At 60.3% G+C, this 25,929-nt stretch carries 21 protein-coding genes and 1 pseudogene; 13 read left to right on the top strand and 9 right to left on the bottom strand.

All coding sequences use genetic code 11. The annotated features are described in order from the left end of the window. The first annotated feature begins 962 nt into the window (after positions 1-962). Together BLS41_RS24755 and BLS41_RS24750 are read left to right on the top strand one after the other, a co-directional pair. Positions 963-2,879 carry an NHL repeat-containing protein gene (locus BLS41_RS24755; RefSeq protein ID WP_074769616.1) on the top strand — a complete coding sequence of 639 codons (1,917 nt, stop codon included), beginning with the start codon at positions 963-965 and terminating at the stop codon, positions 2,877-2,879. A gap of 119 nt (positions 2,880-2,998) precedes the next feature. Continuing rightward, positions 2,999-3,331, top strand: a complete 333-nt coding sequence (locus BLS41_RS24750) for a DUF2322 family protein (RefSeq protein WP_074769614.1) — start codon at positions 2,999-3,001, stop codon at positions 3,329-3,331. A gap of 4 nt (positions 3,332-3,335) precedes the next feature. On the opposite strand, the gene BLS41_RS24745 is transcribed toward BLS41_RS24750, so the two are convergent. After that, a complete protein-coding gene (locus tag BLS41_RS24745) occupies positions 3,336-4,313 on the bottom strand; it encodes a LysR family transcriptional regulator (RefSeq protein ID WP_074769612.1) in 978 nt (325 codons plus the stop codon). A gap of 120 nt (positions 4,314-4,433) precedes the next feature. On the opposite strand from BLS41_RS24745, the gene BLS41_RS24740 reads away from it, so the two are divergent. After that, positions 4,434-5,291: an oxidoreductase gene (locus tag BLS41_RS24740; protein ID WP_074769610.1), complete on the top strand. Its 858-nt coding sequence runs from the start codon at positions 4,434-4,436 to the stop codon at positions 5,289-5,291. A 259-nt stretch (positions 5,292-5,550) separates the two neighbouring features. Further along, complete coding sequence (locus BLS41_RS24735) at positions 5,551-5,841, top strand: hypothetical protein (protein WP_074769608.1); 291 nt, start codon at positions 5,551-5,553, stop codon at positions 5,839-5,841. Positions 5,842-6,277: 436 nt separating this feature from the next. Here BLS41_RS24735 and BLS41_RS40130 read toward each other — a convergent pair. Beyond that, positions 6,278-6,640, bottom strand: a pseudogene (locus BLS41_RS40130) (helix-turn-helix domain-containing protein); the annotation flags it as partial. 170 nt (positions 6,641-6,810) lie between these two features. Between BLS41_RS40130 and BLS41_RS24720 the strand changes: the two are divergent. From BLS41_RS24720 to BLS41_RS24710, 3 genes are all read left to right on the top strand, one after another. Further along, entirely contained in the window at positions 6,811-7,602 is a 792-nt protein-coding gene (locus BLS41_RS24720) for an alpha/beta fold hydrolase (protein WP_074769604.1), read from the top strand. Between the two features lie 354 nt (positions 7,603-7,956). Further along, on the top strand, positions 7,957-8,925 hold the full coding sequence (locus BLS41_RS24715; RefSeq protein ID WP_074769602.1) for a M23 family metallopeptidase: 969 nt from the start codon (positions 7,957-7,959) through the stop codon (positions 8,923-8,925). A gap of 1,001 nt (positions 8,926-9,926) precedes the next feature. Beyond that, positions 9,927-10,793, top strand: a complete 867-nt coding sequence (locus BLS41_RS24710; protein WP_074769600.1) for a sterol desaturase family protein — start codon at positions 9,927-9,929, stop codon at positions 10,791-10,793. Positions 10,794-10,818: 25 nt separating this feature from the next. Here BLS41_RS24710 and BLS41_RS24705 read toward each other — a convergent pair whose 3' ends face one another. The 5 genes from BLS41_RS24705 to BLS41_RS24685 all read right to left on the bottom strand — a co-directional run bounded on the left by BLS41_RS24705 (position 10,819) and on the right by BLS41_RS24685 (position 17,353). Next, complete coding sequence (locus BLS41_RS24705; protein ID WP_253189757.1) at positions 10,819-12,000, bottom strand: MFS transporter; 1,182 nt, start codon at positions 11,998-12,000, stop codon at positions 10,819-10,821. Next, entirely contained in the window at positions 11,997-12,791 is a 795-nt protein-coding gene (locus tag BLS41_RS24700; RefSeq protein ID WP_074769598.1) for a DeoR/GlpR family DNA-binding transcription regulator, read from the bottom strand. Before BLS41_RS24700 ends, BLS41_RS24705 begins: the two co-directional genes overlap by 4 nt. 133 nt (positions 12,792-12,924) lie before the next feature. Beyond that, the gene (locus BLS41_RS24695; RefSeq protein WP_074769596.1) at positions 12,925-14,409 is read right to left on the bottom strand and encodes a PepSY-associated TM helix domain-containing protein; all 1,485 of its coding nucleotides are present in this window, start codon (positions 14,407-14,409) and stop codon (positions 12,925-12,927) included. A gap of 33 nt (positions 14,410-14,442) precedes the next feature. Further along, positions 14,443-16,842, bottom strand: coding sequence for a TonB-dependent receptor (locus tag BLS41_RS24690; RefSeq protein ID WP_074769594.1), 2,400 nt, complete (start codon positions 16,840-16,842; stop codon positions 14,443-14,445). 109 nt (positions 16,843-16,951) lie between these two features. Further along, entirely contained in the window at positions 16,952-17,353 is a 402-nt protein-coding gene (locus BLS41_RS24685) for a DUF2946 domain-containing protein (RefSeq protein WP_074769592.1), read from the bottom strand. Positions 17,354-17,592: 239 nt separating this feature from the next. Here BLS41_RS24685 and BLS41_RS24680 point away from each other — a divergent pair, with 239 nt between their 5' ends. Continuing rightward, positions 17,593-19,752 (top strand): tetratricopeptide repeat protein, encoded by a 2,160-nt coding sequence (locus BLS41_RS24680; RefSeq protein WP_074769589.1) that lies wholly within the window; start codon positions 17,593-17,595, stop codon positions 19,750-19,752. Between the two features lie 145 nt (positions 19,753-19,897). On the opposite strand, the gene BLS41_RS24675 is transcribed toward BLS41_RS24680, so the two are convergent. Together BLS41_RS24675 and BLS41_RS24670 are read right to left on the bottom strand one after the other, a co-directional pair. Continuing rightward, positions 19,898-21,202 carry a LysR family transcriptional regulator gene (locus tag BLS41_RS24675; protein WP_074769587.1) on the bottom strand — a complete coding sequence of 435 codons (1,305 nt, stop codon included), beginning with the start codon at positions 21,200-21,202 and terminating at the stop codon, positions 19,898-19,900. Continuing rightward, positions 21,202-21,903, bottom strand: a complete 702-nt coding sequence (locus BLS41_RS24670; RefSeq protein WP_074769585.1) for a GntR family transcriptional regulator — start codon at positions 21,901-21,903, stop codon at positions 21,202-21,204. The genes BLS41_RS24675 and BLS41_RS24670 overlap by 1 nt, the downstream gene beginning before the upstream one ends. Before the next feature lie 458 nt (positions 21,904-22,361). On the opposite strand from BLS41_RS24670, the gene BLS41_RS24665 reads away from it, so the two are divergent. From BLS41_RS24665 to BLS41_RS24645, 5 genes are all read left to right on the top strand, one after another. Further along, complete coding sequence (locus BLS41_RS24665) at positions 22,362-23,207, top strand: gallate dioxygenase (protein ID WP_074769583.1); 846 nt, start codon at positions 22,362-22,364, stop codon at positions 23,205-23,207. Next, positions 23,204-23,563, top strand: a complete 360-nt coding sequence (locus BLS41_RS24660) for a protocatechuate 3,4-dioxygenase (RefSeq protein ID WP_074769581.1) — start codon at positions 23,204-23,206, stop codon at positions 23,561-23,563. The genes BLS41_RS24665 and BLS41_RS24660 overlap by 4 nt, the downstream gene beginning before the upstream one ends. A gap of 133 nt (positions 23,564-23,696) precedes the next feature. After that, entirely contained in the window at positions 23,697-24,236 is a 540-nt protein-coding gene (locus BLS41_RS24655) for a hypothetical protein (RefSeq protein WP_074769579.1), read from the top strand. A gap of 142 nt (positions 24,237-24,378) precedes the next feature. Then, positions 24,379-24,927 (top strand): carboxymuconolactone decarboxylase family protein, encoded by a 549-nt coding sequence (locus BLS41_RS24650; RefSeq protein ID WP_074769577.1) that lies wholly within the window; start codon positions 24,379-24,381, stop codon positions 24,925-24,927. 86 nt (positions 24,928-25,013) lie between these two features. Then, positions 25,014-25,907, top strand: a complete 894-nt coding sequence (locus BLS41_RS24645) for a helix-turn-helix domain-containing protein (RefSeq protein ID WP_074769575.1) — start codon at positions 25,014-25,016, stop codon at positions 25,905-25,907. Positions 25,908-25,929 lie beyond the last annotated feature (22 nt).

The raw sequence follows: 25,929 nt of genomic DNA, 5'->3' as shown, positions 1-25,929 counted from the left end.
TCCGGGCGTTTTGTATGGCTGGTGTGTCTGGATTCGGCTCGGTTGGTGGACTGCTTGCATCAGTGGTGTCGATCAGGCGATCCGCTGTCATTTTCGATTGGTAATGTTATATCATTACATCAAGAATTGAAAATGACAAGCTGCATGGCGGACTGCCGAACGTGCGCGGCGAGGGTGTGGAGGTTAGATTCGCGTGTCCCGTACGTGCAAGGCCGGGTTGCGCCGGCTCGTTCGTGCGGGGTGTCAGGAGAGTTCGTGACTCGCCGGTTGAGTCGGTAAAGGAGAGGCAACGAGCGGACGCGGAGGGTTTTCAACCACCGGAGGATTGGCTTCGTTCGAATTGAAGCTACGGGCGATCACGCAACATCGCGCTGGGAACGGACTGAGTGTTGGAAAGTTATGTACCTGCAGATCCGAGGTCGGCTGCGTGAGTCGCGTTCTTCTTCGCCAGGCGGGAACTCGCGGTGTCGAAAGAAACAACGACATCGTTACCGGTTCGCTGAACCATGATAATCATGACAGTTGCCGGAGCAATTGCGAATGCTGATTTTTGGGCAAATCATGTCGCCTCAAGGTTTAATTTAATTGATGTTTTTGATCGAATTTTAGTGGTTGATTTTTATTGTATTTTATGTAATTTTTAAAAAATGATTTCATCAATTGTTCGGACTGAAGTAAAACTGATTTTTGTCTTTTTCCTGCTACCACAGTCGGTCATATGAAAGTGCTGGGGCAACTAATTCCGACCTCGCGATACCGCTTGCGTCAAATCGACGTTGAAGATTCTTGGACGCTGGAACATCGCGGTCATCCGTAATTTGCAAGGTCAGTAAAAAATATTCGATATGAATTAAAAAATGATTTGGAATTATTTGTAAAATTAAATGATTTATTTAATCGCCAACATTTAACGTCTATCGATGTACCCTTGCTGGACAAGAGTCGTTCGGAGAGCATCACTCATGATCAGCAAGTCAATTCGTGCCGCGCTGTTGTGCGCCGCTATCGCGATATGGGCACCCGCCAGCTATGCGCAATACACCACTGACTGGCTAGCCAATACATTCGGTACCCTCGCCACGCATGTCGGCAATACCGCACGCTCGATGTGGGTCGCGCCCGAGGGCGTCATATATACGGCATCGCTGTGGGACGAAAACGAGGGCGGCGTTGCGATCTATCAGAATGGAAAAAGTGTCGGGTCAATTGGCTCTCACGCAGACTTCCAGGGCAGCGCGATTACCGGCAATAGCACGTCGATTTTCGCGGCCTTGCAGTACAACACGTCGTTCGGCAGCGGATCGGTCGGGCGTTACAACCGCTCGACGCAGACACGCGATCTCGTGATCCCTGTCAGTGTGTGGACAGGCATTCCGCATGCCGACGTCATTACCGGCCTGGCCACCGCCGGCTCACTTCTTTACGCGAGCGACTTCTACGGTAATCGCGTCCGGGTCTTCTCTACCGACGGCGTCTGGCAGCGCGATATCAACGTCACTGCGCCAGGCGCACTTGCACTGGATAGCGCGGGTAATCTCTGGGTCGCGCGGCAAAGCGCGGGCGAGGTCGACGAATTCAGTGCGACCGGTGCGCCGCTGAACGTCATTCAGATGTCGGCTACGGCGCGACCTTCTGCGCTGTATTTCGATGCATCGTCCACGCAACTCATGGTCGGCGATGAAGGCCCGGACATGAACATCAAGCTCTACAACGTGGCGGCAGCACCCGCGCTCGTCGGCACGTTCGGCATTCAGGGCGGCTATCTCGACACCACCAGCGGCATCAAGGGGCAGGTGGGTGACAAGCGCTTTACCCGCGTGGTAGGAATAGGTAAGGATTCTTCCGGCAATCTTTACGTGCTCAACAATCCTTGGGGCGGAAGTTGGGACCTCGGCCGCAACGGCGCGACCGATCTTCATGCGTACAACAGCGCGGGCACGCTGCAATACACACTACAGTCCCTCAATTTCGAGGGTGTTGCCGCTCCCGACCCGTCCACGGACGGCGCCTATTTCTACGGCGGCACGAACATTTATACCGGCACGGCGGGCGGCACTTTTGTTGCGAATACGGTCGACCCGTTCACCTATCCGTCCGACCCGCGCCTGAACATGAACGACACGCAGCGCGACGAGCATTTCGGCCAACTCGTCACGGTCGGCGGGAATCGCATTCTTGTCGCGTCCGGGCAGAACCCCGGCATCTTTTACTTCTTCCATTTCAACGCGGCGAATGGCTACATTGCGATACCGGATGCGTCGATACCGGGAACCGCTTTCAATACGACGCTTCAGGTTACGGGCGGCTTTTGTATCGACAGTCGAGGCGACGTGTGGGCCGGTCTCGACCGCACAAATCACATTTACCACTACCCGTTGACGGGTTTCGACGGCGAAGGCAAACCGACGTGGGGACCGGCCACCACGATCTCGATTCCTGAAAGTATTCGTCCGTTGACGCGGATCATTTATCTTCCCGAGACCGACACGATGATTCTCGCGCAAGGCATTGCTGGAAGCTGGGACTGGACGGCCATGCAAACGCGGATCGAGGTGTATCACGGGTGGAGTGCGGGTAATATCAGCCAGCCGAATCCGGTGATCAACCTCACTAGCGCGAATCCAAAATCGATTACAGCGGCCGGAAACTATCTGTTTGTCGGCTACGTGCACACGGTTCCGAACATCGACGCTTTCAATCTCACAACCGGCCAGATCGATACCACGTTGACGAACGCAAATCCCGCGACGGTCGACGTGGGTAACGATGTCGATTCGATGTACGGCCTAAGGGCGTATCTGAGAGCATCGGGCGAATATGTGATTACGAAAGACAACTACAACGGCGCGAGCATTGTTGTTCATCGCTGGACGCCGTGAGCGGATTGAAATGTTCTCGAGCTTCGGAGTTCAACGCGGCAGCATTCGGGTATCGCAGCACACCCTATCGTTTAAGATACGGCCCGCATGCAATTTTCTGAACCGAAGGAGTATTTTCAATGATTCAACCCAGCAATGTGTTCAAGGAGAATCTGGCGCAGATGCCGTCTATCGACGGTATCGAGCGTATCGATCTGGTCGATGGTAAAGGCGCTGTTGTCGCGAACATCGAGAACAAGCCGGGCAAGCAGGGCTCGCTCACGGTGTACAATTATCTGAAGCAGACCTTCGGCACGCTCGACGCTAAAGCGGCCGAACACGGTCTCGCGCTGTTCGCCGAACATACCGCCGACGCCCGTAATCGCCCGGGCGCGCATCCTAATGTCGACATCCTGCTGGCAATCGCCGCGGGTGGTGAAGCGCTGCGTATCGACGTGATCGCCGCAGCGTAAATCATCATAAGGCGCCGCGCTTATTCACAGCGCGGCCACTTCGTGCGGCACTCGCCGCGCGAAGCTCGACCGGATCGAGAAAGAACGCACGGTTATCGGCTACTCGCTCGATCATGAAGTCGATAAAAGTCTTCACGCGCAGCGGCTGTTCGGTCCGATGTCCGTAGTAGATATAGATCGTGCCGTACTGCGTGATGTGCTGCGTCAGCAGTGCAATGAGCCGGCCGCTTCTAATGTGGGGCATCGCGTTAAAGCTGCCCAACTGTCCGATCCCGAGACCCGATAGCACCGCCTGCGTCTCCATCTCCGTGTCGTTCACGCAGATGACGGGCGGTACGTCGCGATAAACAATTTCGTCGCCCATCTGAAACTGCCATTGCGCAAGCTTGCCCGTATTCGTGCGCCGATATCCGGTGCAGCGGTGCTGATCCAGTTCGTCGATTGTTCGCGGCGCACCATTGCGCTCGATGTATTCCGGCGACGCGCACACGATCAACTGAATCGGCACGAGCGGACGCGCAATCGAGCCGCCCGACGGCGGCGGTCCGCCGCGAAACCCGACGTCGGCACGGTCGGTGACGAGGTCGGTGAAGTGATCGTCGAATTGCACTTCGAGTTGCACGTTCGGATGTAGCTGCTGGAATTGCTCGAAGTACTTCCATAGCACCGGCATGCCGAGCGCGCGCGGTGCGCTGATGCGTAACAGTCCGCCGATTTCTTCTTTGGAGCGACGCGCCTCGTCGAGCGCCGACGAGAAAATGGACAGAGCCGGCTTGACGCTATCGAATAGCCGCTGGCCTTCCTCCGTCAGACTGAGCTTGCGTGTAGTGCGATGAAAAAGCCGCACGCCCAGTTCCTTTTCCAGCTGCATGACCGCCTGACTCGCCGCTTGCGGCGAAATGCCCTGATCGACCGCGGCACGCCGCAGACTGCCGAGCGTGGCGGCGCGCACAAAAGTGGTGATTGCACGAATTTCGTTCATGGGCGGCGCGCGGGATTCGCAAGTGAAAGTTGATTATCAGTCTAGCAATTGACGACTAGTACGTGTCAATCGTCGCTCCTACCATGGCATCACTTTCACCTCATCACCAGGAGCGAGATCATGGCGGACATCCAGAAAAATGCTTTCAAACGTGTATGGTTCATTACAGGTGCTTCGCGCGGCATCGGCGCATTGATGGCGGAGGCGGCGCTCGCAGACGGCAATGCAGTCGTGGCGGCAGGGCGCAACGTCCGTGCGATTGTCGAGCGTCTCGGTCAATCCGCGGGACTGTTGCCGGTTGCACTGGACGTGACCGACGAGGCGCAGGCGAAACTCGCGGTGCAAGCCTCGTTGGAGAAATTCGGCCGCATCGACGTGCTGATCAACAACGCCGGTTTCGGTCTGCTGGGTGCGGTGGAGGAGTCGGCCGACCGTGACATTCGCCGCATGTACGACACGAACGTGTTCGGCCTGCTGAACGTTACGCGCGCCGTGCTGCCTGTCATGCGAGCGAATCGCGCGGGGCACGTGATCAACATTTCGTCGATTGGTGGTTATCGCGGTGCGGCAGGCTTCGGCGTGTATTCATCGACGAAGTTTGCCGTGGAGGGCATTACCGAAGCGCTGCGCGACGAGTTGAGGCCACTCGGCATTCATGCGAGCGTCGTCGAGCCGGGCTACTTCCGCACCGACTTTCTCGATGCGTCGTCGCTGACAGTGGCATCTGATGTGATCGCCGATTACGACGACACGTCGGGCGCGGTTCGTCGCAAGGCTGCGCAAATGAATCACAACCAGCCGGGCGATCCGAAAAAACTGGCGGATGCGGTGGTCGCTCTCGTCGACGCACCGAGTCCGCCGCTGCGCCTGCCGCTCGGCACCGATACGCTTGCCGCGATAACCGCGAAAAATGCCTACGTGATGCATGAAATGGAGACGTGGAGAACGCTGTCGGCATCCACGGATTTCACGGCGTAAGGGATAACGTGGACAGGTGCATTGATTTGGGGCGAACTCAGTATTTGCACTATGTTTTGCGGCTATTCGTCCGGCGGACCAGCGATTTTTATGGTGTTCCGCCGGTCACTTTTACCAGTTTTAATCTCGCCCCACTTTAGAAGGAATTAACGAGTTTTCGACGGGGCGAGATTGGCTTAATATTCGGCTTCTGTTCGACCGATTGAAACCCGTGGCCCCGGCGCACACTGGATTCATCCAAGCGCGCAAGGAGCTCGCAATGTCTTCCCGCCAAGACGAAAACCCGCAATTCGAAGCCGGTCTGCCGGACTTGTCCGCGCCCGAGCGAACCAGCCCGTCGGTCGATTCCGATACCGCCATGCTGCGCGAGCTGCAATTTGCATCCGACACCGTATTGCGCCTCGCGACCCGAACCCATTCAGCCGTCGCGCGACACGATGCCGCAGCGGCGCAGGAAGTGCGCGCCGCACTCGAAAGGCAACTGGCCCAGACCACCGGCCTGATCGACGAAATATTGTTCGGTAGCAGCGACCCGCTTACAAAACATTGACCCGTCGTTGAGGCGGGCGTCTCCCGGGGGGTAGCCGGGTGTATCAACTAGCAGACTTGATCTTCTGAAACTGAAATGAACGCTTTGACCATCATTCTTGGTAGCTGGGCAATACTTGCCCTTTGCGCGGTTCTCTTTATTCGTGGCGCGACCGCACGCGTCGAAAAACCCGTAAAGGAAGCGCCGCAAAGCAGCAGCCCGTCGCGATTTTCGATCGCGGAATAAAGGGTTTTTCCCTCATTCGAACGTATCAAACGTAGGCAGTGAATTTCCATTGCGGCAGCTTTTCCGTTAGACGGAGAGTGCCGATGGGATGCGCGGACCGGTTGACAAGATCACCTAACTAAAATTGGACGATCGTTTAAAACCTTTCCCGCCAGTTAGTTGTCTCGCGAGGAGTTGCGAATCGGGCGGACGGTCAAGCCGGATCGCCACGTCAATCCACTCGCTTCGCAGGTCGACATAATGCTCGTCGAGCAAAATGCCGAATCGACCTGCAGACGCTCGCGCTAGATAGCGCGTCACAACATACTGCATATGCATTGCGCCGAAGCTGACCGGTGCGGCCACGTGCAGCTTGCCGCTCGCCTCGCGGTTGGCGTCGTCGAACTCTTCCAGAATGTGTTTGCAGCGCAGGTAATACGCGCCCGCCTGCGTCCGTCAGGCTCAGATTGCGCGTGCATTGCTGCATCAACTGGACCTCGAGGTCCGCTTCGAATTGACCCAAATATTTGCCGGCCATCGAAGCCGACAACCCTGCGCGTCGCCCGGCGACTGCGAGACTGCCATCGTCGATGGTCGCTACGAATACGGGGTGCCTCCAAAACCGTCCAAAGCAACTTCAATCGATAACCTGACGATCAGGTGATGATAATGAACGGTGGATTATCGCCACATAAGATCGAATCTACCATTGCATCTGTCGACCGTTGAAGGTTGGCAAACTTCAATGTGAAAGGAGTCAGGCAGATGAAAATCGATTCGAACGGTGTGCACATCAACGTCAGGGAACTGGGCTTCGGCAATGCCGACGCGCCCGCGCTGGTCTTTCTGCACTACTGGGGCGGCTCGTCGCGCACATGGGACGACGTGATCGCCGCGCTTCCGAACGTGTACCGGACGGTCGCGACGGATCATCGCGGCTGGGGCGATTCGGACAGGCCCGCAGAGCATTACGCACTCGCCGATCTCGCCGACGACACCCAGCGCGTGATCGACGCGCTAGGTCTGCGACGCTTCGTACTGATCGGCCATTCGATGGGCGGCAAGGTCGCGCAATTGCTCGCGGCGCGGCGTCCGCAAGGGTTGGCCGGACTGGTGCTGGTCGCGCCGTCGCCGCCGGTGCCGCTTGCACTGCCGCCCGAAGCGCTCGCGGCGATGGAGGGCGCGTATGGTTCGCGGGCGTCTGTTGAGGCGACCATCGACGGCATGCTGTGCGCGAAACAACTGAGTCCGGCACGCCGCGAGCAGGTGATCGAAGACAGCCTGCGCGGTGGACCCGAGGCGAAGGCCGCATGGCCGCGTCACGCGAGTCAGGAAGATATTTCGCGCGAAGTCGCTTTGATCGACGTGCCGACGATGGTGATCGCAGGCGAGCTGGATCGCGTGGATAGCGTGGCGACGCTGCGCGACGAGTTGTTGCCGCGAATTCCGCATACGCGGATGCATGTGCTGCCAGGGACCGGTCACCTGTCGCCGCTCGAATCGCCGGATCAGGTGGCGGCGCTCATTCACGCGTTGATCAACGATATTTCGCGTTGATCGTGTTAATGGGGACGGCACGGTCACCGAACCACGGCGTGTGAATCGCAAGTTGCGCGGGGGCGGGCTTGCGGCGATCCGCTCGTATTAGAGGCAGATTCAATACTGGCCGCTAAGCACTCTACATCGCGCGGATAATGGGGGCAGCTTAAGCCAGGCTTAAGAAACCATCCCTAGGCTTCCCGTCAGCCTTATGCAGCGTCCCATGCAATGACCGGGGCGCTGATTCAATGAACCCACCTGCTCGTGCGTACCACCGCCGCACGCGACGGTCGACCGCTTATCTAGTCAATGCCTCTCTCTGTAGCTAGCGTCCTGCCCGGACGTGCCGGCAAGATCATTTTTGTGTGTGCAATGAGCTCCGTGTGCGCGGCTTACCTCGTGAGCCAGCATCGTGCTGCGCGCACCGAGGAAGCCGACGTGTCCTTGATGAGCAAGGACTCTTCGCGACCGGACGCCGCTTCGCCCGCGAGTGCCGCAGCGGGAGGGCCGGGTATATCGGCAGCGCCGGCTGCTGCGTCCACCGCGCCGGCGAGCGACGCACCCGCTTTCACCGTGAAGAATGCGCCGGTCGAACACAGTTTCGCGGCGGCGGCGCGCAGCATGGGTGTCGATGCGGCCACCACCGCGATGCTGGCTCAGGCGTTTCACGGCGACCTCGATCTTGCACGAGACCTGCGCGCCGGTGATCGGGTCAGCGCAGTGTTCGACAAAGACGGGACCGATGGAGCCCCAGGCGCGCCGCTCGCGGTTCGCATTGCCCGTGGCACGGTGTCGCACGATGTGTTTCTGTACAGGACGCTGCAGGGCAAACCTTTCTATTACTCAAAAGACGGCGCGAGCACGACGCCGACCTTCGAGCGATACCCGCTGAACTTCTCACGGGTATCGTCGCAATTCGCGTTGCGCCGTCTTGATCCGGTGACGCATCAGTGGCAAAGCCATGACGGCGTCGATCTGGCCGCGCCGTCCGGCACGCCCATCCATGCGACCGCGCGAGGCGTGGTGCGCTTCATCGGTCAGCAAACCGGCTATGGGAAGGTGATCGTTATCCAGAACCCCGCACCGTATTCGACGACGTTCGCGCATCTGTCGCGTTTCGCGAAGGGGCTGCATCGGGGCAGCCGGGTTAGCCGCGATCAGGTGATTGGTTACGTCGGTGAAACGGGTTGGGCGACGGGGCCGCATTTGCACTATGAGGTGCATGTCCATCACGTGCCTAAGGATCCGCTGAAGGTTCAGTTCCCGCAGGCGACGCGGCTCGGCGCCGCCGAGTTGCAGCAGTTCAAGGCGCGCGCCGCGGAATTGACGGCATTGCTTTGAGTTGATGTTTGAAGTTTGAGTTTGAGGTCGATGACGGCGGAATGGGTGGGCCGCAACGCTCCTGCAAAGCGTGCGCTCCCAAGCCGACATCGCGACATCGGCGCTGCAAGCCTCTATCGAACCAGGCCGACCCCGTCTCAACTTTGCGACATTTCGGTCCGCATGCATTCGGTGCCTGGCCACCCGACCGGACACCGGTTAATTCCGACAAAATCATCGGCAAACCTTTGCGGAGCCGTCCGCGTTCGGGTTATCCCACGTTGAAAAAAATACCGGCGACCCGAGCGTTCATGCTCGACGACAACCGGTCGCCGCGTCTCATTTCTGAGCCATCGCGTGCGGCGTGGCGTGCGCGAAGCCTTCGTCCAGTTCACCGTTCGTTGACCAGCAAGGGTTTCGGCCCTCATGGCACAGCCATTGCGATAAGGTGATTACAAGACGAAATACGTTGCGGCCGGAAAGCAAAAAGTCGGTACATGCAGTGCATATCCGGACGACAACAGAAGTCTTCGTGAATCGCGGTCGGGGAGGTTAGCGCGTTTTACGAGGTGCGGCGGGGCCAACAAAAATACGAATGTGAAAAGCGACGCGGGCGGCTGACAGAAATCCGTCAACCGCCCGTGATCGCGACGGCGTGAGGCGATGACCTCGCCATTTTTTTTTAGTCAGGCGATTGCGGGCCGTCACGCGCGGCGTGGCTTTCGTTGATAAGCATTTCGCCACTGACCGACCAGCTTGAATCCCATCGGCGCCCGACCGGAAGACTCCTCCGGCAGTCCATCATTGAATCGACGCTTGCGCGCTGAAGAACAGGCTGCGAAGATCGCATTAAAGCGTAGCGCAATGCACATGACCGCTCTAATGCTAATGCTGGTGATTGACACACCGGCCATCGCGCCCGCACTCCGCTTATAAGCTTGAGAGCGCTTACAGGCGAAAAACACATTTCGAGCAGCCAGAACGCCGGGCGCGCATCACGCGTCTCTTGACTGGGGAAGCACATGTTTGCGTCGAGCCCGTTTCCTGATCTACTGCATCACGCCAGCCTCTGGTTGCGCGCCTACGCGCTCGTGCTTTTCATGATGCTTCTCGGCGCCGCGCTCGAGCGCCGCTGGCCTGCCGCGTTGCTGCAATCGCGCTCCGGGCAGCGTTTCAACGCGATATACGCGGGTCTATATATGGCGCTCGCCGAATCCGTGAAACCGCTTACAGCAGCAGCGAGCGTTGCAATCGTGAATTCATTCGGCGGCGGCATGGTCGTGCTGGTGTCTCGCGGCTGGGGTGCGTTGGCATCGTTCATCATCGTGCTGCTGACAATCGATCTGCTCGAATACGCGTTCCATCGTTTGCAGCACACGTGGCCCATCTTGTGGAAGCTGCATTCGCTGCACCATAGCGCAGTCGATTTCAACGTCACCGTGACCTATCGGCATCACTGGCTGGAAGTGCTGATCAAAGGCTGTCTGCTTTATCCGCTGGTCGGGGTGCTGTTCAAGGTCGATCCATGGATTGTCGGCGCGACTTCATTCGTCTTCATGATCGGCAATTACTTCGCGCATCTAAACATGCGGGTGGATCTCGGCCGTTACGTCACGTGGGTCAACAACCCGCAATATCACCGCTTGCATCATTCGATCCGTGCCGAGCATTTCGATCACAATTTCACGCAGTTGCTGCCGCTATGGGATCACCTGTTCGGCACGCTATGGGTGCCCGCGAAGCACGAGTGGCCGGCCACCGGACTCGACGATGGCGCGCAACCGCGTACGCTGCTGGCTGCGCTTACCTGGCCGCTGCGGCTGCAGCCAGAACGCGAGGTGGTGCCGGTTCGCAAGTCTGTCGTGATACTGGATAAAGAGATCAAGTGAAACCGGCGCGGTGCAATATGCGCTGTTACGCGAGCCTCGCGCTGCATACCGCCTTGCCACCCAGCAATCCGACGACCAGCGTCGCCATGACGAGCACGCACAGCGCGGCGCGCAAACCGAGCAGGCCGGCTCCCAGACCGATCAGCGGCGGCCCGACGAGGAACCCCGCATAACCCGCCGTGGCGGCCATCGATACGCCGATTGCCGGCGTGACCGTGGAGCGGCCCGCTGCACTGAAAATCACGGGAACGATGTTGGCGAGGCCGACGCCGACCATCGCAAAGCCGACGAAAGCGGTCAGCATGGTCGGCACGCTCAGTACCAGCACGAGCCCGGCGACGGCGATCAGACCGCCCATCGCGATGACCCGGCTCGAACCGAAGCGCCGCACCGACACGTCGCCGATGATCCGGCAAGCCGCCATCGAAAATGCAAACGCGGAATAACCGATAGCGGCGACGCTGGCCTCCTGGTTCAACGTCGAACGCAGATACACGGCGCTCCAGTCGGCCACCGCGCCTTCGACCAGCATGCATAGGAACGCGAGCATCGCGAGTTTCATCACGCCGCCGCTGGGCCACGCAAAACCGCTGGACGTAGGCGCTTCGCGCGACTCGCCGAGATCGCGCAACGCGAGCAGCGCGGCGCTCACGATCAACAACGCGATGAACGCGTCCGGCACCAGCAGTCCGCCCGCAACACCGACGCCCGCTCGTTGCAGCATCGCGCCGCTTGCCGCGCCCAGCAGTCCGCCGGCGCTCCAGGCCGCGTGAAACGACGACATGATCGGCGAGCGCCACTGCGTTTCGATCGTGCTGGCGTGGCCGTTCATCGATACGTCGAGCGCACCGTTGGCCGCGCCGAGCGCGAACAGTACGAGGCACAGCACGGCCATGTTCGGCGCGAAAGCGGGCAGCGGCAGCGCGATGACGAACGCCGCGCCGAGCAGCGCGGTCGCGCGGCCACTGCCGAAACGCGGCGCGAGTTGGCCGGCCAGCGGCATCGCGACGATCGCGCCCAAGGCAAACGCGAACAGCGCAATGCCGAGCGCCGTGTCGCTGAGCGCGAGGCTTTCCTTGATGCGCGGCACTTCAACCGCCCACGCGCCGATCCCGAAACCGTTTGCAAGAAATACGGCGATCGTCGCAATACGTTCCTTCACCGGTTTCATGTTCGTGTTCATCTGAGTCGTGGCGAGTGTGGTCATGAGCGGGCCACCGTCACGTTGTCGCAAACCGCTTCGAGGCTCGCGAGGCGTGCGGCCGGCACGTCGGTTTCGACGAACAGATAATCGACCGCCGACGCGGGCGCGACCGCGTACGGCGCTGCGGTCATCAACTTTTCCGAGGTCAGCGCGATGGCGACCTGGCCGCTCGCCTTGACCATCGCGCGTTTGAGTTCGGCGTCTTCGGCGTCGAATGCGGCGACGCCTTCGTCCGGGTCGAACGCACAGGCGCCGAGGAAGCAGACGTCGGCGCGAATCTGCTGGATTTGCAGTAGCGACGTGGCGCCGAGCGAACCCGCCGCGCCGCGCGCGATGCGTCCGCCGACCAGAATCACGTCGAAACCGGGACGGTTCAGCAGGCGAGTGCAGGCTTCGGGCGAATTCGTCACGACGGTCAGGTCAGCGTTGTCGGGCAGCGCGGCGGCGATCGCGACGTTGGTCGAACCCGCGTCGAGCAGGATGATCTGCCGGGGCCGCACGATCGACACCGCCGCAATCGCGAGGCGCGCCTTGCGGTCGGGCGCTTCGTTCATGCGCACAGCGGCGGGTTTGTCGGCCGGGGACGTCAGCAGTGCGCCGCCGTACACGCGCTTGCAGTGGCCCTGTTCGGCCAGATCGCGCAGATGGCGGCGCACCGTGTGCTCGGAGGTCTGCAATTCGGCGGCGAGCGCGGCGGCCAGCACGCGGCCGTTTGCGCGCAGGCGCTCGAGTATTAGCTGTTCGCGCTGCTCGGGTAAAAGGCCGCTTTCGGCTTCCTGCCGCGTTCGTTGCATGTGTCCCCCTTTGAGATTCGCTTAAATCGATCATAAACGAGCAAAATGTATCGTAAACGATCTTCGGGGGCAATGCGTTAGTTGTTGGCTGCTGACCGGCGCGGTGATTTTTCAGATGAATCGGCTTGTCGGCTTAACTCGCGCTTACGCTGCGCCTCGTCGCCCGACCGAAAACCAGCCGGTCTGCGATCCACACAGCCAGTATCGTTGCGCCCATCAGCGGAAAGACGATGCCGAGCAGAACGAGGCCGGTTTTCCAGCCGCGCATCGGCGGTGCGGCCCGTTCGCGCGACGGTGCTCCGAGCGAGCGCTGGGGCCGCCGCTTCCACCACATCACGAAGCCGGTGACGGCCATTGCCGCGAGTCCGAGCGAAATGGCCGCGCAGATAACCTGATTCGCCACGCCGAAGTAACGTCCCATGTGCAGCGAGGTGCCATACGACACCGCTTTCGCTACCGCGCCGTAGTCGTCGTAGCGAATGTCCTTCAGTACCTCGCCGCTGTATTGGTCGAGGTACAACGTGCGCTCGTCTTTCGGATCGGCGGGAAAATACGACACCGTGTAAACGCCGGTCGCGGACGTGGGCAGCACGATGCTGTAACCGTCCGTCACGCCGATCGACGCGGTCAGCGCCACGATGCGTCCGAGCGACAACGGCTGCGCGGTTTGCGTATCGCTCGATGAGGAGTGAGGCACCGGCGCGTTGCCGACGGCCCATGGAGTCAACGGCAAAGGCAGGTCGTCCATCACCATGCCGGGCATCGAGTCCGTATCGGCCGCGTGTCCATGGTGTTGAGCGTGGGTCGCATCTGGCGCATTGACGGATTGCGCTCCAGGCAGCACGGAGCGCAAAGGCAAGCCACCCCACGAGCCTTCCGGCGCGCCGAGATTCGCCGCCGTCGCAAGCGTCTTGAACTGCTTGCCCCACGAACCCGACCACGGGAGTCCGCTCAGCACGAACGCGAGTGCGCCGAGCGCGAGCCAGAGGCCCATCACCGCATGAACGCTCTTCCAAAGCGCGCGACCCTTCAGCGTGAAGCGAGGCAAAAGTGCCCGACGTATAGCTGTTTTCTCACGCGGCCACCATAGCGCGATGCCTGTGCCGATCATCACGAGCGTCCAGCATGCGGCAAGTTCCATCAAAAGTTCGCCAGGCTTACCGAGCAGCAACTTGCGATGCAGCATGCGGTCCACCTGCATGAAACGTCGCTCGACACTCAAGGTGCCGAGTACATCGCCGTTGTACGGGTTCAGGTAGACGCTTTGCTTGTCGCCGTCGGCGAGACGGAAAATGAATTCGGTGCTGCGATTGGGGTCGCTGGCGATCATTGCGGTCAACGCGACAGCGCCTTGCGGCATCGCGGCGCGCGCTCTGGCGAGCAACACGTCTTCGCTGAGTCTCGGCACGGCTTGCGTGTCGACAACCATCTGGTGACGATAGAGCAGCGGCTCGATCTGTGGCTGAAAACAGTACAACGTGCCCGTTATCGCGAGCACGATCAGAAACGGCATGACGAACAGACCGGCGTAAAAATGCCAGCGCCAGAGTGTTCGATAGCCGGGATGAGTGGTGCCCGTCGCCGGGCTTACGCGTTGAGCGGCAGTCGTGGTGGACATGAAATCCTCGTCAGTCGGAATGGGGTTGCGCGCTTACATGCGCAGCTTGGCTTCCACGTAAAACGTGCGGCCCGGATACGGGTGATAGACGAAGTAGCGCGCATCGAACAGGTTGTCGACGCCAATGCCGACTTCACTCAGCTTCGTCGGACGGAAGGTGAATTTCGCATCCGCCACCGTGTACGAACTGGTGCCGCCGAATACATCGGGATTGGTGTCGGTGTTGGTGAGCGTGTTGTACTGGCGCCCCGAGTAACGCGCGGCAAGCGTGAGCGCCGCGCGTTCGCTGAAGCGATAGGTCGCGGCGAGATCCGCACGCCATAGCGGAATCCGGTAAAAGTACTTGCCGACCGACGCAGGGTTCTGCGCATTGGCGATGATTTTCGACTGCGTATAAGCCACGCTTGCTAGCAGATCGAGTCCATGCACGAGCACATCCTGTCCCGAGTAGCTGGTTTCGACACCACGCGAACGGACTTTGCCGATGTTCTGAAAGTTCGTCACATTGGGAATCACGGTCGTATCGGTCTGACTGAAGATCGTGTTCTTCACGTCGTCCTGAAACAGCGAGAAGCGGAACACGCCGTTCCAGTGCGCCCATTCGGCAGTGAGTTCTTTCGAAAGATCGTCTTCGGGTTTCAGATTCGGATTGTTATTGACGATCGACGATCCGTTGATTTGCCCCTGGAACAATTCGCTGACTGTAGGAAATCGATAAGCGCGGCCAATCGACGCGCGTAAGGTCAGATCGTCGGTGACGTCGAACGAGAGTGATGCTTTCGGCGAGAAGTGGTGCTGGTTTGCATCGCTGTAGGCAATGCTCTGGCCAGGCAGCCCTTGCGCACCGCCATAAGCCTGCCAATCTTCATAACGTACGCCGTAGACCAGTTTCCAGCGCGGTAGAAAACGCCACGCGTCCTGCGCGTAAAGCGCCTGGGTCTGCGTCTTGCCGACGAATGAATTGGCGAACGATGTGGCTTCGCCATCGCGCCAGTTCAGCGTGTTGTAACTCTGGTTATCGAGGAAGTAATTGTCGTAGTGATAGCCGAAACTCAGCGCGTGATTAGCGAGTCCGGCTTGCGTGCTGAACGGCGTGTACGTGCTGCGTAAATCGAGTGTTTTCCAGCCGGTGCCGTCGCCGAAAATCACCGTGCCGGGACCGTTGCCCGGCGCGCCGGAGTTGGCGGTGCGCGCCACGCTATTGCTCACGTCGTAATACGACGCGATCGCTTCGCCGTTCCAGCCTGTAGCGTTGCGCGTTTTTAGCGACACGCCATATAGCCAGTTCTCGCTATGACCGAGACTCGGTGCAAAAGCCGCGGCGGGGATCGTGTATTGATAGCCGCCGATCGAGACCGTGCCGCTATAGACAGGATTGCCGTCCGCGTCGCGCAGGAAGCTCGACGTCGCGCTGTTATAGGTCTGATGCCAGTAGCCGAGCGTAAATCCGGCTTGCAGTGTCGGCGTGAAGTCGTACTGCGTTTTCAGCTTGAACTGATCCTGCACCGTGTGTTCGATGCCTTCGCCGTTGACGCCGAGTACGGCCGTCGGCGTATTGGTCTGGTTGTTATAGAAATACGCGCCCGTCACGGGTGTTGCGGCGGCCGTCGCGGGCGTGCTCGACTGCGCGAGCGTCGCGAATTGCAACGGCTGACTCGTATTCTCCAGGTGATTGACAGCAAGCCGATAAGAGAACTTGCCGATCCGGTCGCCGATCGACGCGCTCATTTCACTGCCGTTGAAATTCTGATTCACGCCATACAGGCTGAAATGCTGGGTGAACGCCTTGACGTCGGCGGTGGCCTCGAATTTTTTCGGCATGTAGGTGCTGATGAGCACCGTCGCACCGAGCGAGTTGCCCGGATATAGCGCCGAGAATGGCCCGTAAATCACGTCGACCTGCTGGATCTCGTCGGGCGACACCATCGACCAGCGCGGCGCAAACGTAAAGCTGTTGCCGAGCAGATTGCTGAGCAGCAGACCGTCTGCGTAGACGAGACCGCGTGCACTTTGCGAATTGCTCGTACCGCGTACGGCTATCAGCGAGTTCACATCGCCGATAAAACGCTTGCGCACAGCGAAGTTCGGCATGTACTTCAGCGTGTCTTCGGTGTTGACGACGTTCCAGTTGCTGAACTGCTCGCGCGTCACGGTTTCGACGGAGGCGGGCAGGTTCGGGGCGACGGCGCGGGGCGTGGCCGCCGTATTTGAAGCGCTGACGCTGACCGCGGGCAAGGTGGCTTCGGTATTCGTACTGGCGCTTTCCGCATGAGCCACGGGAGCAACGATTGCGGGAATCAGCGCAGGCCAGCAGGCCTTCAGATCAGCGCGGAAATACGACGAAAAAAACGGTTGTGACAACCGGTTGGACGCGAGGCCGCGCGCGCCTCTGCGGGCGCAAAGGGGCAGCCTTCGCAGCGCGAAGTTGAACATGAAAGTTTCCTTGATGCATTGGACAGGCGATCGCGCGCCCCCTCGTCGGAAACGATGAGTGCGACTGGTGCAATAGACGCGAAAAACGCGCGATCAGAACCGGCAGTGATCAGGAAACAGCAGGCGGGTCTCTGGGGCGTCCCGAAGGGAACGCGCCGAGCGGAGTAAAGCGGGTGGAGAGTGTGGGCGGCGCGGTGCCGGCCAGCGCGAGGGCGGCCGGCGGTTCGATTGCTGCGACTGTCGGCATCGCGACATGATGCTCGAGCAGATGACAGTAGCCGCACGCGCCGAATGCGTCGTCGTGACTGAGATGTACCGGCTCGGGACCGGCATGACTGACCAGCGTTGCGTCGCTCGCGCCAGACGGATGGAGCGCCGAACACAGCGCGGCGATAGGCTCGTGTGCCTGGTTCGCCACCAGCATCTGACTCACGAGCGGCGCGAACACGACGAGCCACATGGCGAACAGGCCAAGCCATGCGGTCAGGTGGTTGCGGGAACGTAGCGTCATGATGGTCGGGATAAAGGCGGGGCGATTTTAGCATTGCCTTACAGATTTATCTCGCGTGATTCCGCGTATAGCGCCAGATTAGACGGCAAAAAGCCGCTCAGTTCTTCGCGTTGGTCCAGCGCCGGTTCCCGTAAGCTGTGTGGTAGCCGTTCCTCTTTCCGTCCCGGGCCGGAGGTTCGTTATGTCCGCGAGGGAAGAGCGCCGAACCGCGCCTCGCCCCGATTTCATTCCTACGACTCATGACGCTCACGCAGACGCACGCATCCCCGATTGCCGATATTGCCGACCTCAACCAGCGGGCCGTTTCGTTGAGCTCGGCCGGCCAGTTCGCCGACGCTTTGTCGCTGGTGACGCCCGTTTGCGAAGACGCGACGCTGCCAGCCGACGCGCGCGCGCAAGCGTTGAATATCGCCGGTGCCTGTTCGCTTGCTCAGCTCAAGGTCGCCGATGCGGAAAACTACTGGCGTCAGTGCCTGCAACTCAAACCCGGTTTCGCCGAGGTGTACAGCAGCCTCGGCTCGCTGTACAAGTCGCTCGGGCGTTTGTCCGCCGCGAAAGCGATGTATCGCGAACTGGTGTCGTTGCGGCCGGACCAGGCCGAAGCTCACTATCAGCTCGGTATCGTGCTTTACGGGCTAGGCTACCGGCAGGAAGCGGAAGCGTCGTACAGCCAGGCCGTGTCGATTCGCGCGGATTTCGCGGAGGCGCATTACAACCGGGGCATCGTGCTACGTGACCTGGGCCGTCCGCATGACGCGGAAGTGTCTTATCGCAAGGCGTTGCCGGGTCTTCAGGGGCATGCAGAGGTGCATAACAACCTCGGTAGCGTGCTGGTGGAACTCGGCCGCGCCGACGAAGCCGACGCGGCCTATCGCGAGGCGTTGACGATCCGCCCGCAATACCCGGAAGCACTCAATAATCTCGGCGGCGTGCTGAAGGCGGCCAACCGGCTCGTCGAAGCGGAACTCGCTTGCCGCCTCGCGCTGACCATCCGGCCCGAGTTCGCGGAGGCGCATCTGAACCTCGGTGCGGTGCTGATCGAACTGGAGCGCCTGACCGAAGCGGAAGCGGCTTATCGCGACGCGATCGTGCATCGTCCGCAGTATGCGGAGGCTTATTACAACCTCGGCATTGCCCTGTTCAAACAGGAGCGTCTCGCCGATGCCGAACAGGCTTATCGCGACGCGATTCGTTTGAACCCCGGCATTGCGCATGCGCATAACAATCTGGGCTGCGTGCTGCGTCGTATTGACCGTTATCCGGAAGCCGTCGAGGCGTTCCGGCAGGCGATCGAAGTGAATCCGCAACTCGCCGAGGCGTACGCCAATCTCGGCAACGCGCTGGCGCAACTGAAGCGATTGCCCGAGGCGGAACGCGCGTATCGCGAGGCGCTTGTCATCCGTTCCGATTACGGTGAAGCCCGCTTCGGTCTCGCGGTTCTGCTGCTCAGCATCGGTCAATTCGAAGAGGGTTGGCAGCAATACGAGTACCGTTACGAACAGCCGGCTTTCATCCACTACAAGACTCGGTCGATGCTCAGTTGTCCGCAGTGGCTCGGCGAACCGCTTGCCGGTAAATCGGTGCTGGTCTGGCAGGAAGACGGACTCGGCGACATGCTGCAATTCGCGCGTTATCTACCGCTGCTAAAAGCGCAAGGCGCCGCTCATATTGCGTTCGCGTGCGCGCCGGGTTTGCATCGGTTGATGGCGGGAGTAGCCGGTGCCGACGAGATGCTGGATCATGCGACGGCGATGGCTCGTATGTCGCGTTACGATTGCTGGACGAGTCTGCTGAGCGCACCGTTCTATCTGCGCACAACCATCGAAACGATTCCGCGCCCCGTGCAGCTTAAAGTCGATCCTGCGCTGCGCGAGCAATGGCGGCCGATGCTTGACATGCTGCCGGCGGATCGCAAGATCGGTCTGGTGTGGAAGGGCAACACGAAACATCACAACGACGCGAATCGCTCGATGCCGTCGCTCGCCACGCTTGCTCCGCTGTGGAGTGTGCCGGGAGTGAGCTTTGTGAGCCTGCAAAAAGGGCAGGGCGAGGACGAGGCGCGTAATCCGCCGGCCGGTCAACCGTTGCTCGATGTCGGTACGCTCGTCACCGATTTCGCGGACACGGCCGCGATCATCGATCAACTCGATCTGGTGATTGCCGTCGATACGTCCACCGCGCATCTGGTCGCGTCACTGGGTAAGCCGTGTTGGGTGATGCTGCCGGAAAAAGATGTCGACTGGCGCTGGATGCACGGCCGTGACGATTCGCCGTGGTATCCGCACACATTGCGGGTGTTTCGCCGTGCACCGGGGGAAGGCTGGGCGGTGTCGGTGGAGAGGGTGCGGCAGGCATGTGTCGAGCGCTTCGGCGCGAAGGTGCATGCAGAAGCTCGATGATCGCGTTTGGGGCACCTGCAGATGGTGTAGTCCTCACCAGCACCATTCGAAGCACTTCTTAAGCGGCTTGCGCGACAACCGGATCGTCTATTGCCTTTAGGTTCAGGCAGAAGAGCGAAGCGGGCCGAGTCGAACGGCCCGCTACCTAGTTCGCGCCGATGTTGATGGTGCGCGTCACGTCCACCACCGAGAGCCGGATCGCGTCGATCAATGCGCGCGCGGCAGGCGAGGGCGTGCCGGCGGCGCGAACGGTCAGCCCGATATCGCGGCGGGTATTGTGCAATTGCACGTCGAGCACGACTAACTGACCCGATTGCACCTCGTGATGCAGCTGCTGCGCCGACAACGCAGCCGCCATGTCCGTGCCGAGCAGCAATCCGCGAATCACTGCGAGGTCGGCGGTCTCGACCGTGGGCAGCGGCGGCTTCACTTTCAATCGCTTGAATTGCGCTTCGAACAGCGCACGGGCGGGCGCGTTACTGCGCGGCAACACCCATTGCGCGTCCCGCAGACCCATGATGGTCAGATCGCGTTCACGCGTCAGCGGATGATCGTGGCGCACCAGCACGACCATGTCTTCCGACATCAAACGCTCGTTTTTGAGGCCGCTGCTGGCGTCGTTATCGCGCAGCGCGCCGAGGATGAAATCGATGTCGCCTGCACGCAGACCCGCGACGAGCGTCTCGTACGAGCTTTCGTCGGTGGCGACGCGCACGCCCGGATTTTCCGAGGTCATTCGCGCGATGGCTTTAGGCAGGATAAGCGTGCGTCCAAGCGGCAATGCGCCGACCGTGACCGCGCCCTGAATCTTGCCGTGCAACGCGGCAATATCGTCAGGGACGTGGCGCAGTTCGTTCAACGCGCGGCGCACGTGAAGCAGGAAAGTTTCGCCTTCCGCAGTGAGCAGAATCCCGCGCGGGCTGCGATGAAACAGACTCAAACCCGAGCCGCTTTCCAGTACACGAATCGCAGTACTCACAGCCGGTTGACTGATGCCGAAGGTTTTAGCCGCGCTCGGCATGTGCCGATGCCGTGCAAGCGCCGCGAACAGTTGCAGCCGCCGCGTATTCAACAGATAAGCGGGCAATGCGCCCTCTGCCGCAGGCCTGCGACGTGCCTGGCGTGCAGCACACCATTGCGCGAGTTCTTCGAGTTCCGCGAAAATCCGCTCGCAGCGCTGCAAAACCGCCCGCCCGACGGGCGTGGGCAGCATGCCGGAAGGGCCGCGATCGAACAGCGGTTCGCCGAGCGCCGACTCCAGTTCCTGCACGGAACGCGTGACAGCCGATTGCGCGCGAAACAGCGCGGCGGCCGCGCGGGTCGCGCTGCCCATATCGGCGACGAGGCGGAACGCGCGCAACTGCGCGAGATTGAGCAGGTCTTTGCCGCTCGCCGACGACGCTTTAACCGCCACCGGATTGCTGTCAGCAGTAGAAGTATTCGTGCTCATCATGCGGCGCCTGCAATAAGGTGCAAAGACGGCAGCGAAAGATTCAGGCTCTCTTTCGAAATGTTTGTGTGCTCTTTCATCAACGCGTCCACGCGCGCACCTTCGCCTTTTTTAAGTGCATCCACGATCGCATGATGCTGGCGTTGCGCGTACATCAGCATCAGAAACTGCCGCTCTCGTGCGGATTCGTCGAATGCGATCGTGAACGGCGACACGAACGGGATTTTCTCGTTCAGACTCAACGCGGCCTTGACCGCCATGTTTTGCGACGCGTCGACAATCAGCGCGTGAAAGCGTCCGTTGATCTCGGCGTAACGCACGTCGTCGCCTGGTTTCGGATGCTGTTGCGCGAAAAGCTCGTCGCCTTCGCGCAGGCATTCGTCGAGCGAGGCCGCCAATGCCGGGCTGACTCCGCTCTCGGCAACCGACCGCGCGGCGAGTCCTTCAAGCACGCCGCGCACGTCGATCGCGTTCAGGATGTCATGCACGCTAAAGCGCCGCACGACATAACCGCGTGCACCCGAACGGTCGAGCAAGCCTTCCGACGACAGCACGCTCAGCGCATAACGCAGCGGCGTGCGCGACACGCCGAGCCACTGCGCGAGTTGCGCCTCGACGAGGCGCTGGCCTGGCGACAGTTCGCCCGCAAGAATCTTCTCGCGTAAGGTCTGCACAATCGCCTGCTGGGTGGTCTCGTTCATCGGTCTCGCCTCGTTTGGAGCAGTGAAGTATAGCCACGGCGGCGGCACTTCACCACGCCTCAAAAGCATGCTCGCGGACCTGCTTGCGAGTTGTTTTCAAGGCCATCTGTTTTATTTATCGGTGGCTACACGACAAAAGGCCGGCCGGAATGCCCCGGCGGTCACTCGGGATACCAGAAAAGCCGTTCGCCATGGGGCTTGCCGCTTGACCAGTGACGACGCATAGCGGCATCCCATAGCGGTTTGATCCGGCAATTTGCGGCTGACCGTGGTTTACCCGAGCTTTCTCGAAAGCGGCACAATTTCTACCTTTGTATCCCAAGGCGGTCGCGATAGCTACCTGTGAAAAAGCGGTGACCTATCCGATTGGCGCGCGAATCCGGCGCAACGGTAAGCGCATACGTAGAGCACACTCAGCGCACTTTCAGCGCAGCACGAAGTAACGGAAGACAACGAATATGGCAAGGATCATTGGTGGCATCGGCACCTCGCACGTGCCGACTATCGGCATGGCGTACGACAAGGGCAAGCAGAACGATCCCGCATGGGCGCCGCTCTTCAAGGGCTACGAACCGGTGGCGAAATGGCTTGCCGAACGCAAGCCCGACGTAATGGTGATGTTCTACAACGATCACGCCAACAGTTTCTTCTTCGACTGCTATCCGACCTTCGCGCTGGGCGTGTCGGGGAGCCACGAATTCGCGGACGAGGGCGCGGGCAAGCGTCCGTTGCCGGATATCGCCGGGCATCCCGATCTCGCGATTCACATCGCCGAGCAGATGGTGGCCGACGAGTTCGACCTGACGATCTTTCAGGACCGTCCGCTCGATCACGGTTGCAATTCGCCGCTTTCGTTGATGTTGCCGCATGACGGCGGCTGGCCGATGTCGCTGGTGCCGCTCGAAGTGAACGTGCTGCAATATCCGCTGCCTACCGCGAATCGTTGCTACCGTCTGGGGCAGGCGCTGCGTCGCGCGATCGAATCGTACGAAGAGGATCTCGATGTCGTGGTGGTCGGCACGGGCGGCTTGTCTCACCAGGTGCACGGCGAGCGCAGCGGCTTTAACAATACCGAATGGGACATGGAGTTTCTCGACCTGATCGTCAACGATCCGCAGCGTCTCGCGGCCATGAAGCACGTCGACTACGTGCGCCTGGGCGGCGCGGAAAGCGTGGAGACGATCATGTGGCTCGCGATGCGTGGCGCGCTGGGTCCGAAGGTTCGCGAACTGCATCGCAACTACTATCTCGCGACCAGTACCGCGATGGCCGTGACCATCTATGAAGACGAGGTGGCGCAATGAATCCGCAACTGATCGGTGTTGAAGAACTGACGGGCACGTACCCGTTCGATATTCGCCAAAGCATCAAGGCGATGCGGCTGAACCGCTTCTTCTGGATGATGCGTGAAGCGCCTGCGCGCGCGCTGTGGCTCGACAATCGCAGCGCGGCTTACGACGCGGCGAAACTCACTGACGAAGAACGCACGCTGGTCGACAACACAGACTGGCTCGGTCTGGTTCGCTACGGCGTGTGCTTTTTCGTGCTCGAAAAATTCGCGCGAGTGGTGAAGATCACGAACCTCGGCATGTACGCGAGCATGCGCGGCGAAACGCTCGAAGCATTTTTGAAAACGCGTCGGGTGCCGGAGGCGGTGTAAGAGCGGTCTCGCGAGGCCACGTTGATCCACGTGGCTCGTGACGTTACCCGCTGAGTATTGTTTGCACGAAGGTTTACACGAAGCGCTTGGGTTTGTACAAAGCGCGCTTCCAGGATTTCCAGGAGGGGTGGATATGGGCAGCAATTTTGGCGTAACCGAGACGGGCCTCGACAAACGATTCGGCGCAGCGGGTTCCGAATCGCCTAACCGCGCAACGACGCTACGCGCCGGTATAACCGGTGGTCTGGTCGGCGCTGTGTTTATCTGGATTTACGAGGCGCTAGTCTGGGTCGGCGCGCAGCATATGATGCCGCTGGCGGGCATTCCGCGAAACGCAACGGGCCTGGTGTTCGGCAAGGCGGTACAGGAGTCGCTGGGCATCTGGGCGTATATCGTGGGCACAGGTATTCACTTTGTGTTCGCGGCGGCATGGGGCGTGCTGTTTGCGATGATCTGGCCGTACTTCCGTCGACGTGGATATGAAGCCACTTTCGTAGCATTGTTTTATGCCGTGCTGGCGTGGATCGTCATGCATGTCGCGATCATGATTTCGTCGGACAATCACCCGAACTACTACGATCCGGCGGTGATTATCGGCGGCTTCATGTCTCATATCTTCTTCACCGTGCCGCTCGCGTTGACCGTCAAGCGGTTGATGGAACCTCGGCGGTAAAAGCGGGCAGGCCGCCGCTGTCGGCGCAGAAAATCGCCATGCCTTTATTACATGTGAGGTAATTGGCGAGCAGCATCCACGCACCTAATCTTCGGTTGTCGCGCGGTTCATCCCGGGCCGCGCTCACTACCGAGGACGCATCATGTCGACGTTTCCGATTCATTCCATCGATTCCGCACCGGCGCAGTCCGCGCCGGTATTGCGGCAACTCGAACAGACATTCGGCTTCATCCCCAACATCGCAGGCGCCATGGCGGAATCGCCGGTGCTGATCGGTGCATTCATCGATCTGTTCCAGAAGGTCCACGCAGGCACGTTCACCGAAGCGCAAATCCAGACCCTGCTTCTGACGAATGCGGTGACCAACGCGTGCTCGTGGGCGGTCGCATTTCACACCGCGCTGGCGCTCGACCAGGGCCTCACATCCGCTGACGTCAACGCGATTCGCGAGGCACGCGTGCCGGCGGATCGTCGGCATGCCGCGCTTTCCACGCTGACGAGGACCGCGATTGAAAAGCGCGGGCATCTCGACGCGCACGATCTGAACGCATTTCTCGAAGCAGGCTTTCGTCGCGATCAGGTGCTCGAAGTGCTGGCAGTTTCCGCAGCATCGACCATCACGAATTACGTGGGCAACATCGCGCAACCACCGCTGGAAGCGCAGTTCCAGACGCACGCGTGGCACGCGTGAGCCGCCTTGCAGCCGGGCAGGGTATGCTGGCTCACCACTGAGAGCCCGCATGCCTTCGAGACCCACGGACGACGGACAACCGAGCGATGAACCCTGCGAATACGAATCGAGCCATCAATGCATCGTCGAACGAAATCGGCCCGCTATTGCGTCACTGGCGGGATCTGCGCGGAATCAGTCAACTGGATCTGTCGTTCAATGCAGGCGTGTCGCAGCGTCATATCAGCTTTATCGAAAGCGGGCGTAGCGTGCCCAGCCGCCAGATGTTGATCGATCTCGCGCAGACGCTCGACATACCGCTGCGCGAGCGCAACGCGCTGTTACTGGCGGCAGGGTACGCGCCGATCTACGCCGACACGGCATGGAACGCGCAGGAAATGCAGAGCGTGACGAAGGCGCTCGAACGGATGCTGCGGCAACACGAACCCTTCCCGGCTCTGGTCATGGACCGCTACTGGAACGTGCTGTTGACCAACGACGCGGCGCCGCGTTTTTTCAACTGTTTCATCGACATGGCCGCGCGCAAGGGGCCGCGCAATATGCTGCATCTCGTGTTCGATCCCGACGCCATGCGGCCGTTTATCGCCGATTGGGAGCGCGTGTCGGAGAGTCTGATCCAGCGGGTGTATCGCGAATCGGTAGGGCGCGTGATCGACGATCCCACGCGCGACCTGCTCGCGGCCTTACGGGCGTATCCAAACGTATCGACGCAGCGAAAGGCTTCTGCGCAATCCGATACCGATTCCACTGCCGACTCTGCGTCAATGCCCGTTATTCCAATCGGCTTCATGAAAGATGGCCACGTGCTGAACTACTTTTCGATGGTGGCCAGCGTGGGCACGCCGCTGAGCGTCGCGGCGCAGGAGCTGCGGATCGAATGCATGTTTCCCGCCGACGATGAAACGGAAACGCGCCATCTGGCGATGCTCGACACAGACAACACTCGCTCGAAGCCCACCACGCACCGTCAGCAACCTTAACCCCGCTTTCCATGCAAAATGC

This window comes from Paraburkholderia fungorum (assembly GCF_900099835.1).
Classification (GTDB): Bacteria; Pseudomonadota; Gammaproteobacteria; order Burkholderiales; family Burkholderiaceae; genus Paraburkholderia; species Paraburkholderia fungorum_A.
Note: the sequence above shows the minus strand (reverse complement) of the source record. Positions and strands in the feature narration are given on the sequence as shown.